Annotated in this window: 12 protein-coding genes, 5 tRNA genes and 1 pseudogene; 14 read left to right on the top strand and 4 right to left on the bottom strand. The window is 58.3% G+C overall.

Annotation, left to right across the window (positions count from 1 at the left end):
- Positions 1-259 precede the first annotated feature (259 nt).
- The 9 genes and pseudogenes from DW732_RS10030 to typA form a co-directional block, all read left to right on the top strand.
- A pseudogene (locus DW732_RS10030) lies at positions 260-442 on the top strand (IS256 family transposase); the annotation flags it as partial.
- Positions 443-509: 67 nt separating this feature from the next.
- Positions 510-1,061 carry a VanZ family protein gene (locus tag DW732_RS10025; RefSeq protein ID WP_118098346.1) on the top strand — a complete coding sequence of 184 codons (552 nt, stop codon included), beginning with the start codon at positions 510-512 and terminating at the stop codon, positions 1,059-1,061.
- A gap of 38 nt (positions 1,062-1,099) precedes the next feature.
- Positions 1,100-1,176, top strand: a tRNA-Ile gene (locus tag DW732_RS01705).
- Between the two features lie 67 nt (positions 1,177-1,243).
- A tRNA-Ala gene (locus tag DW732_RS01700) sits at positions 1,244-1,319 on the top strand.
- A 4-nt stretch (positions 1,320-1,323) separates the two neighbouring features.
- A tRNA-Ile gene (locus DW732_RS01695) sits at positions 1,324-1,400 on the top strand.
- Between the two features lie 186 nt (positions 1,401-1,586).
- Positions 1,587-2,087, top strand: a complete 501-nt coding sequence (locus tag DW732_RS01690) for a bifunctional nuclease family protein (RefSeq protein ID WP_118098345.1) — start codon at positions 1,587-1,589, stop codon at positions 2,085-2,087.
- Positions 2,088-2,477: a hypothetical protein gene (locus DW732_RS01685; protein ID WP_118098343.1), complete on the top strand. Its 390-nt coding sequence runs from the start codon at positions 2,088-2,090 to the stop codon at positions 2,475-2,477.
- A gap of 30 nt (positions 2,478-2,507) precedes the next feature.
- Positions 2,508-2,957 carry a hypothetical protein gene (locus DW732_RS01680; protein WP_117734803.1) on the top strand — a complete coding sequence of 150 codons (450 nt, stop codon included), beginning with the start codon at positions 2,508-2,510 and terminating at the stop codon, positions 2,955-2,957.
- A gap of 117 nt (positions 2,958-3,074) precedes the next feature.
- A complete protein-coding gene (typA, locus tag DW732_RS01675) occupies positions 3,075-4,913 on the top strand; it encodes a translational GTPase TypA (protein ID WP_118098341.1) in 1,839 nt (612 codons plus the stop codon).
- A 127-nt stretch (positions 4,914-5,040) separates the two neighbouring features.
- Here typA and DW732_RS01670 read toward each other — a convergent pair whose 3' ends face one another.
- Entirely contained in the window at positions 5,041-6,186 is a 1,146-nt protein-coding gene (locus DW732_RS01670) for a polymer-forming cytoskeletal protein (RefSeq protein WP_118098339.1), read from the bottom strand.
- A 106-nt stretch (positions 6,187-6,292) separates the two neighbouring features.
- Positions 6,293-6,964, bottom strand: coding sequence for a trimeric intracellular cation channel family protein (locus tag DW732_RS01665; protein WP_233539322.1), 672 nt, complete (start codon positions 6,962-6,964; stop codon positions 6,293-6,295).
- A gap of 321 nt (positions 6,965-7,285) precedes the next feature.
- Here DW732_RS01665 and DW732_RS01660 point away from each other — a divergent pair, with 321 nt between their 5' ends.
- Complete coding sequence (locus tag DW732_RS01660) at positions 7,286-8,293, top strand: hypothetical protein (protein ID WP_118098335.1); 1,008 nt, start codon at positions 7,286-7,288, stop codon at positions 8,291-8,293.
- Positions 8,294-8,453: 160 nt separating this feature from the next.
- Here DW732_RS01660 and DW732_RS01655 read toward each other — a convergent pair.
- Positions 8,454-8,544, bottom strand: a tRNA-Ser gene (locus DW732_RS01655).
- Positions 8,545-8,592: 48 nt separating this feature from the next.
- Positions 8,593-8,683: transfer RNA gene (locus tag DW732_RS01650), tRNA-Ser, on the bottom strand.
- A 495-nt stretch (positions 8,684-9,178) separates the two neighbouring features.
- Here DW732_RS01650 and rpsF point away from each other — a divergent pair.
- The 4 genes from rpsF (at position 9,179) to rplI (ending at position 10,885) form a co-directional block, all read left to right on the top strand.
- The gene (rpsF, locus tag DW732_RS01645; RefSeq protein ID WP_006235831.1) at positions 9,179-9,472 is read left to right on the top strand and encodes a 30S ribosomal protein S6; all 294 of its coding nucleotides are present in this window, start codon (positions 9,179-9,181) and stop codon (positions 9,470-9,472) included.
- A 48-nt stretch (positions 9,473-9,520) separates the two neighbouring features.
- The gene (locus DW732_RS01640) at positions 9,521-9,973 is read left to right on the top strand and encodes a single-stranded DNA-binding protein (RefSeq protein ID WP_117743356.1); all 453 of its coding nucleotides are present in this window, start codon (positions 9,521-9,523) and stop codon (positions 9,971-9,973) included.
- Between the two features lie 72 nt (positions 9,974-10,045).
- Positions 10,046-10,312, top strand: a complete 267-nt coding sequence (gene rpsR, locus DW732_RS01635) for a 30S ribosomal protein S18 (protein ID WP_006235829.1) — start codon at positions 10,046-10,048, stop codon at positions 10,310-10,312.
- Between the two features lie 15 nt (positions 10,313-10,327).
- A complete protein-coding gene (gene rplI / locus DW732_RS01630) occupies positions 10,328-10,885 on the top strand; it encodes a 50S ribosomal protein L9 (RefSeq protein ID WP_118098333.1) in 558 nt (185 codons plus the stop codon).
- The last annotated feature ends 78 nt before the right edge of the window (positions 10,886-10,963 follow it).

Genomic DNA, 10,963 nt, shown 5'->3' with positions numbered 1-10,963 from the left:
TGAAGAGGGTTCTCGTTTAAGACCTTGCAACTTGGCTTATAGGACAAAATGTGTGTCTACTTTAGGGGCATCGGCGCAGGTCGATGCCCCTTTTTCAGCCGTTTAAATTCCGTGTCCGCTTTTAACCGCTCGGACAGAATGTGTGTCCGGTTGCCTATCGTTCCCGCTGGTAGATAATCTTTTCCGGAACCGTTAAATACCCTTTCGGAAGAGGTGCCCATGAAGGCCGTTTATTGCCCCTGCTGCGGCGGTCGGACCATTCGCCAAGGCCGCGCGCGAGACCTGGCCGCGCACCAGGGTCCAGAGGTGCACCTTCCATGCCTTCTCGCAGGCCAAGCGCTACACGACGACGCGGCCAAAGCTCCAAGCGGGGCGCGAGCTCTACGCCATCGCGCGCGACCTCATGGGCATCGAGACGCTGCACCAGGCCGAGCTCTGGGTCGAGCGACAGGGCGGTGTGGGAGGACCTTCACCACAGGGATCCGTACCCGTTCTGGCTGGATTAATGGATGGGAACTGGCGTTCTGTCGGGACACACTTTTTGTCCTATAAGCCAGAAAAGCAAACTGCGTTCTATATTGCTCCTTGTGTTCAGCGTCTTGTTCTTTATCTCCGCATATATGGTCTATGGGATCATATCGCTGGCTCACCGAGAGGAGGATACCTTTGAACGGCTAGAAGAAACGATGTGTGATCCTGATATTTTTGCAGAATATATGGAGCAGGCGCACGTGGTCGAATTTGCCATTTTGGGCGGAGTGATAGCCCTCAACGTGCTCGCCTGGATGTCTGGATGGGCGCACCGTCGCAGCCGTCGAGGCCACATTCGTATATGGAGAACGTGGCTCATGTACGCCCTGACTATCCTGGCCTGCGCGGCGGCGTCGTCTGCCGACCAGTATCACAAGCTGTATGTGCCTGGTCGTCACTTCGACAAGCTCGATTTGTTTCTGGATGCCTCAGGCTACATCACGGCTGTTACCTGCGTCTTTATAGCTTGGAGTATTGGCTCATTCGTGTACCGCCTCATTTTTAAAACAAATTTGAAAAAAAGTTGTTGACGCGCCACCGACCTCTGGTCTATAGTAATCCCCGCGATGGACCTGTAGCTCAGTTGGTTAGAGCGTCCGGCTGATAACCGGGAGGTCACAAGTTCGAATCTTGTCAGGTCCACCATTTTCTTTCGCAATAAACACCCCAGCGAGAGCCGAGTCGCCGCTGGGGTGTTTATTACTGTCTCCGTGGGGGTTTAGCTCAGCTGGGAGAGCGCGGGCTTTGCAAGCCTGAGGTCAGGGGTTCGATCCCCCTAACCTCCACCACGATGGACCTGTAGCTCAGTTGGTTAGAGCGTCCGGCTGATAACCGGGAGGTCACAAGTTCGAATCTTGTCAGGTCCACCATCAAAACTGTGAAGAGCCTCGGGGCAATTGCCTCGAGGCTTTTTTCCTATCTACTGAAAGTAGTCAAAAAAGCCCCGTCCCAAAAAGACTGCTTTAATTTTGTGTGCTGTGCGAAAGATTGGGTAGTATAGCTATTCAATGCGGCGAAGATGCCGTGTGTTAACCGCTACGTACCGGAGGTGTTCCATGGTTCGTGTCGACATAGAGACCATCGTCATGGCCGCCGGTCCCGTGCCATCGCTTATCGTGCTTCGCGAGCGCTGCAGCAAATCGGACTCGCCCGCGCCGCTGCGTTCCCTTTCCATTCAGACTGGTTCGTTTGAAGCTGCTGCCATCAGCCGCGGCATCGATAGCGGTCGCGCCGAGCGCCCGATTACCCATGACCTGCTGCTCGATACTGTTGGCGCCCTGGGCGCCAAACTCGAGCGCATCGAGATCGTCCGCGCCGAGCCGCCGGTGTTTTACGCGACGATTGTCGTACTGGCCGATGGCGAGGAGCGTAAGATCGATGCCCGCCCCAGCGATGCCATCGCCCTTGCCGTGCGCAGCAATGCTCCCATGTTTGTGGAGGACGACATCATGAATCGCCTGGGCACTGTTTCTACCCACGCCGAGGAAGTTGACGACGAGCAGGAGTTCGAGAAGTTCGACGAGTTCGTCCATACGCTCTCCCCCGATGACTTCTAAATGCGGGGCGTCCAGGTTGCGGAGCGTTCGCTGATGGCCGGCGGCATGTCGGCCGAGGCGGCCGCCATCGCGCGTGAAGCCCAGATGCGCTCGGAGGCTTCTGAGGCGGCTCGCATTGCCTATGTGACGCAGGCCCGCACGCTTCGCGAGCGCCGCGGCTCGTTTATCAAGATGGTCGTCATCTCCGCCCTTGTCGCGGCAATCTGCTCGCGCCTTCGTGGTACAGTTGGTGCGCTTGGGTTTTCGATCTCTACGGGCCTGGTGATCTGGGGCGTGGTCGACGCGGTAATGCTGACCAGTCAGATCAAGGTGCTCGACAAGCGCGCGATGGATATGATGCGCGCCCGCGACGCTGCCGCCAAGATCGCCGCCGAGGCACAGGAACTGTAACGACTCCGGACTCGATGGGAAGGTCTAAAGATGGCACAGGATATGCAGGACGCCGGTAACGTCTCCGCCGAGCTCGACGCCATGGTGTGCGATCTGATTGGCGCCTTCTTGGACGACCTGGCCGCGGGCGAAAACCCTGGCGTGGTTGTGGCAATTGAGGACGCCACTTCCAACCGTTATCTTGCCGCGCTCGACGAGGATGGCGAGGAGGCATGCCTGGAGGCGGCCACCAACTTTATCTCCGAGCACAAGATGGGTCTTAAGGACGAGGGTCTGGGCCGTATCGCCCGCTATGCCATCGGCTACACCGGCTGCGTCGAGATTGACGGCGGCTACCATGACGCTCTGCTCGTGAGCTTCTTTGAGACTACGCTCGAGAGCGGTTTTTCGGCATACGTGCTGTATGAGGGCATGGGTGCCGGCGATGGTTTTATGTGGAGCGACCCTGAACCTGCAGGTGAGGAAACCCCTCTTATCTAAAATCGCTAAAATAAACGAGTTTTCGGTAAAAGGCTCAATATTCCCGCTGAGCGTTGTATCGCTGGGCGGGCCGCATACGCGTGCCGTTTGTATATGGATAGAAGATAGGGGAACTACATGCGCGTAGACAATCTGAGGAACATCGCCATCATCGCCCACGTCGACCACGGCAAGACGACGATGGTCGACAAGCTCCTGCGTGCCACGGACGCCTTCCGTGCTAACCAGCAGGTCGAGGACCGCGTCCTGGATTCTAACGACCAGGAGCGCGAGCGCGGCATTACGATTCTCGCCAAGAACATCTCTATCGAGTACAAGGACGTTAAGATCAACGTCATCGACACCCCGGGCCACGCCGACTTCGGCGGCGAGGTCGAGCGCGTGCTGCGTATGGCCGACGGCGCCCTGCTGCTGGTCGACGCTTTTGAGGGTCCCATGCCCCAGACCCGCTTCGTGCTGCGTCACGCTATCGACACCGGCCTTAAGATCATGATCGTCATCAACAAGATCGATCGTCCGGGCGCTAACCCCGAGAAGGCCTACAACGACTGCCTCGACCTTATGGCCGACCTGGGCGCTACCGATGACCAGCTCGAGTTTGCCATGGAGCACGTTATCTACGCCAGCGGCGTCAACGGCTTTGCCCGTCATGACCCTGAGGACGGCAACATGGACATGTACCCGCTGCTCGACATGATCATCGACGACATGCCCGCGCCCGAGGTTGACGAGACCGCCCCGCTCGCCATGCAGTGCGTGACCATCGACCACTCCAACTTCGTCGGCCGTATCGGTATCGGTCGCGTGTACTCCGGCACCATCCGTCAGGGCGACCAGATCCTGGTCGTCAAGAATGACGGTTCCGGCGCCACCGCCACCGTCAAGCAGCTCTTCACCTTCGACTACCTGGGCCGTACCGAGTGCCAGGAAGTCGGCGCTGGCGACATCGCCGCCGTCGTGGGCATCGACCGCACCGATATCGGCGATGTCTACACCGACCCCGAGAACCCCGTCGAGCTCGAGCCCATCGAGATCGACCCGCCGACCCTGTCCATCGTCTTTGAGGCTTCGACCTCCCCGCTCGTCGGCCGCGATGGCGACATCGTGGGCGCCCGTCAGCTCAAGGAGCGCCTGTTCAACGAGGCCGAGAACAATGTGACCATGAAGATCGAGGAGCTCGAGGACAAGAGTGGCGTCGAGGTCTCGGGCCGCGGCATCCTGCACCTGTCCGTTCTGATGGAGTCCATGCGCCGCGAGGGCTTTGAGTTCCAGGTCGGCCGTCCCCGCGTTCTGTTTAAGAAGGACGAGAACGGCAACAAGTTGGAGCCCGTCGAGCAGGCCGTCGTCGAGTGCCCGGACGAATACTCGGGCAAGGTCGTTGAGGTCTTCGGCACCTCCGGTGGCATCATGACGAGCATGGATACCTCGGGCATCGTGACGCATCTCGAGTTCAAGATCCCGACGCGTGGCATCATGGGCCTTAAGAACCGCATCATGAACGTCACCCACGGCGAGGGCGTGTTCTACCACACCTTCCTGGAGTACGGCCCCTACGCCGGCGAGATCGGTAACCGTCAGAACGGCGCCATGATCTCTATGACCACTGAGAAGGCCGTTGCCTATGCTCTGGGTACGCTGCAGGAGCGCGGCCAGCTCTTCGTTGAGCCGGGCACCGAGTGCTACGAGGGCATGATCGTGGGCGAGCGCAGCAAGGCTGGCGACATGGTCGTCAACATCGCCCGTACCAAGAACCTGGGCAACCAGCGTTCCTCGACCTCCGACATCTCCGTTCAGCTGGTGCCGCCTCGTGTCTTCTCGCTGGAGGAGGCGCTGGAGTACATCGCCGACGACGAGCTGGTCGAGATCACTCCCAAGAACATTCGCCTGCGCAAGCGTCTGCTCAACGCAACCGACCGCAAGAAGGCTGCTGTCCGCGCCGGCCAGGTCAACAAATAAGCGCCGGGCTTCATAGCTTTAAATGAAAGGGCGTCGACCGCAATGGTCGGCGCCCTTTTTGGTGCACGTGGATTGAGACGGCCTGCACCACCACAAAGGTGCCTGTCCCCTTTGTGGTGGTTGGTGGTTAGGCGGTGGGAAGGCCTGGGGTGCTGGTGTTCTGTTGCGGCTTGAGGTGGGCGTTGCGCCAGATGATCTGGATGACGTAGCCGAGCATAAAGACAAAGGCTACACCGCTGACAAAGTTGCCCATAAGAGGAAGTGCCGTGAGTGCGCCCGCGACGATACCGCCCACGGCGGCCATGGCGTAGCGGTTCTGATTGTGTCCGACCATGCGTGCGACCGCGGTGCCCGTAAATGCCGCCGAGACCAGGGCGATGCCGATGATGCCGCACATGAGGGCGCCGGCGAGCGACAGGCCTGCAATCGAGATGATGAGTAACAGGACGGCGGGAACGACGGCGACCGTGCCCAGAAGACCGCTTACCCACAGCGGCGTGGGGCGCTGGTGGAGCATTTCGGCGGCGCTGGCGGTTGCGCGCGGAAAGACAAGCTCAAGCAGGATGGCGACAAAGCAGGTAGAAAGCGCCGCGGCAACGATGCCGCCGATAATGTCGTTGACCGTAGAGGTGTCCTCGTTTTCGGTTCGGTCGATCTTGAGAGCCCCGACCTGAGCGCCCTCTGCCCGCTCGGGATCCTGTGAGACGTGGGCGTTCACCGTGCCGGTGATGCGGGCGTTTTTGCCCAGGATGAGCTTGTCGGCCCAGACCTCAACATCGCCATCGACGGTGCCGTCAATGGTAACGGTGTCGCCGGCGAGCGCCGCCGATTTGGCAGAGCCACGCAGGGCGACCGTCTCGCCCGCCGCGTAAAAACAGTTGGCAGTGCTGCCGGTGTTGAGCACGACGTGCTGGCCGGCCACCGTGACGCTGCCATCGATTGCGGTTTTGGCGATATCGATGGTACGCGCCGCCAGGCGAACGGCGCCGCCTACGGTGCAGTCGCGAATCGACAGGCTCTCGCCCACCGCGATAATATCGCGGCCGATGGAGGCATCGTCTAGGTTGAGGCTTTGGCCGGCCCAGTACAGATCGCCCTCGATACCCGACGGAGTTGAGTCAACTTCGGTCGCGAGCACGTTTCCCGCGGTGTCGGTGCTGGCGAACGATGCCGTGGGGAGTGCGGTGAGCGCGAGTGCAATCAGCGCGAATAGAATAGCGATGTGACTCCGCGCTTTGCGGCGCCGGGTTGACGGTACTTGGTTGTAAGGCATAGTGAATCCTTCGTTAGATACTCGACAGGTATCTAACAGGGTACCCAATGCGCAAGCGCTCTAAAAGAACCTGCCGGTTGCATTTCGAAGGGCTGGGCCGTGCTACCTACTTTTTACGGTGCAAAAAGCGTGCGATGTCGTCTTCGGTGGGGCTTTTGATGTCAAAGCGCAGCGATAGCCAACGCAGCCCCATGGTCACGATGACGCATACGACCAGCGCCGCGACATTGCTCATGAGCCCGCTCATGACGAGGCCTACATAGCTTGTCGATCCGGCGATGGCCGCGATGGCGTAGAAGTTAGTGCGTTGGAAAATGCCCGGCACCACGCCCATAAAGCCGTCGCGCAGCATGCCGCCGCCCACTGCGGTGAAGAAGCCCATCATGATGCATACGGCGGGCGCAAATCCGTAGACCAGCGCCTTGTCCGCACCGGTAGCCGCATAAATGCCGACCGAGATGATGTCGAGCAGGGGAATGAGCTTGTCGGGCTTATCGACGATTGCCGGGAAGATGTAGATGATGGCCGCCGTGGCGATGGAGAGCGGTAACGCCATTGGTTGGTTGAGGATATACACGTTGCCGACCTGGAGCGTCATATCGCGCAAGAGACCGCCGCCCAGACCGCAGACCACCGCGAGCGCGACCGCGCCCACCAGATCGAGCTTGTGCTCGCGCGCGACCAGCACGCCCGAGATCGATGCCGCGACAACGGCGAACATCTCGAGCCAAAATGGGATAGCGACCAGGGCATCCGAAGCATGTGAAGTAACGGTCATAGCGGCGGCGACGGGCAAGATGGGTCCTTTGAGTTGTAGGTTTGAACAATGCCCGTACATAGTACATGGTTGACGGCGATTGAGATCCTATTGCTCGGCAAACGGTAGGGACTGGGCGCGGGCGTGGCATTGCTGGAATGTCAGGGGTCCAAAACATGTACGTCAGCCTCCAAAAACGACATTTTTCGGCATCTTTGGAGGCTGACGTACATGTTTGGATTGAGCCCACAGCATGAATGAGTTGATTTACTCACATCCGGTATATTTCCCCACTTCAACGGACATAAGAGTTGGATACCGGCTCAGAGCGAGAGGTCCCCAATGGATACCCCTGTTCTCATTTCGCATAAAACCGCATGGCTTGTCCATCATGCACCCCAGAATTTGGTTCAGTCTCTTGCGCGGCATGACTACCAGATAGGCGCACAGGGCATCTCCACCCAACAACGCGTTGCACGCATACGACAGGCGCTTACCGACTGCGGCATTCCGTCCGATATGCTCAAGACTATCGATATCTCGGTTGTATTCGAATTCGAGCGAATTCGCACCAAAGGCGTCATTTGCCACATGCTTGGACAAAATCTTCCTTACGAGCATATTAACGAGTTGACGCCCGGAGTCTTCATCACCGACGAAGCCTTCACCTTCGTGCTCGCTGCCGAGTGGATGAATAGGATCGAATATCTCGAATATGGCTATGAAGTTTGCGGCGATTATCGCATGAGGCTTAATCCCGCCGACCCTTATACCGAGCAACCAGCCACCACCTCCAAGGATGAAATAATCGAACTGCTCGATCGGCATCCCGGCAAACCCGGTGCCACACGTGCACGGCTCGCGCTCAGGCACATCTACGATCGCTCGGCCTCGCCTATGGAGACCGCTTCGGCAATCGCCCTCTCACTCCCAACAAGCGAAGGCGGCGTTGGCATCCGAGGTATCGAACTCAACAAACCGCTCGAGATCCCTCAACGTCTCTGGCATTGCGCCAAAGCTCGAACACTCAAAATCGATGCGCTCGTTACCTACAAGCGCAGGGAGCTCGGTATCGAATATAAGGGCGGCTTTCACGATGAGTTCGAGCGCAAAGGAGCAGATGCGGAGCGAGAGGCCGTTCTCTCCCAAATGGGATATCGAATCGTTACGCTCACTTCGGCTCAGTTCGGCAGCCAGCTCGCCTTTCACCGCGCCATGAACAACATTCGCGAAGCACTCGGCATGCCTCGCTGTACCGACACCGGGCACCAGCGAGAGCAAAACGAACTACGCAAGGCGCTTATCCGCAACTGGAAAGGCATGCGAGACGAAGAGGCACCTTCCGAATAGTGCCACTCCCGTGAGCTTAATCCAAACGTGTACGTCAGCCTTCAAAGATGCCGAAAAATGTCGGTTTTGGAGGGTGACGTACATGTTTGGGGAAGCGTGGGATCGAGACGTATTTCGATAACAAAAAAGCTCCCATTGTTGGGAGCTTTCTCAACCAAAATGGCGGAGGAGGAGGGATTCGAACCCTCGTGACCTTATACAGGCCAAACGGTTTTCGAGACCGCCGCATTCAACCACTCTGCCACCCCTCCGCGTGGGGTAAAAACAAAGCAGGCTCGAAGGCCTGCTTTGGAATTAACTGGCGGAGAGTCAGGGATTTGAACCCTGGAGACGCTTTTGACGCCTACACGATTTCCAATCGTGCTCCTTCGGCCACTCGGACAACTCTCCGTTAAATGCGAAAGTTAGTATACACGAGGAATCGTAAGGTGCAAGCCGAAAACTTAGCATTTTTTGATTCACAGTGTCTTGCGCTATGCCTAAAACGTGCGGCATATGCAGCCTGACCAGCTAAATCATGCTAAGCGAATTGTTCAAAAAAGGACTTTATAGACCACGAGCAAACGAATTTAAATTCTTTTTGGCGATCAATTGGACCACTGGTATGCATTTCGCGACCACAGCGTTGTGCCCGTTGACCTGCGGCTTGGTGCGACTTGTCCCCACGGCGCCGTATCTTGTCCACAGATCCGTCAAGCTTTTGGTCAGCATTTGGTTGGAATGTGCATGAAACGTCGTGCGAGTATGGGCATATGTGGAGGTCATGAGGTTGTAGCTGCATATTCTTGCAGCCTAGGAGGTTGAAAGATATTATTACCAAGTCTTTTCCTGCTTCAGGCGCACCTTCACGACCTGAAGCCACATTTGCCCAGAGGAGGTGACAATATGAAGGCTTATGAACTGCTGTTCTTTGTTGACCCGTCGCTCGACCCCGAGACTCGTCTCGCTGTTATGAAGCGTATCGATACCACGATCGCTGAGGGCGCTGGCAAGGTCGACTCCGTTGACGAGTGGGGCAAGCGCAAGCTCGCCTACGAGATCAACGACCTCACCGATGGTGACTACACCCTCATCAACTTCCACGCAGATCCTACCCAGATCGCCGAGCTTGATCGCGTCCTGCGCATCACCGACGCTGTGGTCCGCCACATGATCGTCCGTCGCGACGACCAGGAGTAAGACTGTCGTTTTGGACTGGGCTTGTGCCCCAAGAGGAAGTAGTGAGTTATGAGCATCAATCGAGTGAACATCACCGGTAACCTCACCCGCGATCCCGAGCTGCGCGCCACCGCCGGCGGAACCCAGGTTCTGTCCTTTGGCGTCGCTGTGAACGATCGTCGCCGTAACGCGCAGACTGGCGAGTGGGAGGACTATCCCAACTTTGTCGACTGCACTATGTTCGGCACCCGCGCCGAGGCCGTGAGCCGTTTCCTGGCAAAGGGAAACAAGGTCGCGATCGAGGGCAAGCTGCGCTACAGTTCTTGGGAGCGCGACGGCCAGCGCCGGAGCAAGCTTGAGGTCATCGTCGATGAGATCGAGTTTATGAGCTCCCGTGGTGGCCAGGGTGGCTACGATCAGGGCGGTTACGCCCCCGCAGCTCCCGCGCCCACAGCACGTCCTGCCGCACCGGTGGCTACGCCGCCCGCGGTCGACGTCTACGATGAGGACATCCCGTTCTAAGGGTTGTTCACCTATTTTTGAGTGAGAGGCGGCTTCGGTTCGCCGAAGTTGCCAAACGAAAGGTATTTTGACATGGCTAATGATTTTTCTGCACGTCAGCCGCGTCGTAAGTACTGCCAGTTCTGCAAGGAGAACACTGAGTTCATCGACTATAAGGACACTCAGCTTCTCCGTAAGTACATGACCGACCGTGGCAAGATCAAGCCCCGTCGCGTCACTGGCGCTTGCACGCAGCATCAGCATGACATCGCCAACGCCATCAAGCGCGCCCGCGAGATGGCTCTCCTGCCGTACACCGTCCCCGTGGTTTCCTCTCGTGGCAACCGCGACCGCGGCTAAGAAGGGAGACGCATCATGAAGGTTATTCTTCTCGATGAGATCAAGGGCAAGGGCGGCGAGGGTGACGTCGTAGAGGTCGCTCAGGGTTACGCTGAGAACTTCCTGTTCCCCAAGAAGCTCGCTGTTGCCGCCACCAAGGGCAACCTCAAGCAGCTCGACGAGCGTCGCAACAACATCGCCAAGCGCGAGGCCGTCCGTCTGGCTACCGCCAACGAGACCAAGGCTGCCCTCGAGGGCAAGCAGGTCACTGTTGACGTCAAGGTCGGCGACGAGGGTATCCTCTTTGGCTCCGTTACCGCCGCTATGATCGCTGACGCCATCAAGGCTCAGCTCGGTATGGACATCGACCGCAAGCGCGTCGAGCTCGGTAAGCCCATCAAGGTTGCCGGTGCCCACACCGTTGCCATCTCGCTGTACCGCGAGATCAAGGCCGAGGTTGTCGTTCTCGTCGGCGTTACCGCCGATGAGCTCGCTGCCGAGGCTGAGGTCGAGGAGGCCGCTGAGGTCGAGGAGGCCGCTGAGGTCGCCGAGGCCGAGACCGCCGAGGTCGAGACTGAGGCTGCTGCCGAGTAGCATTTGCTGCAACGCAACAATCTTGTTCTAAGAAGGGCGCTCTGGGAAACCGGGGCGCCCTTTTGTTTTTTGCGCTGA

It is taken from the genome of Collinsella sp. AM28-11LB (assembly GCF_003469895.1).
Lineage (GTDB): Bacteria > Actinomycetota > Coriobacteriia > Coriobacteriales > Coriobacteriaceae > Collinsella.
Note: the sequence above shows the minus strand (reverse complement) of the source record. Positions and strands in the feature narration are given on the sequence as shown.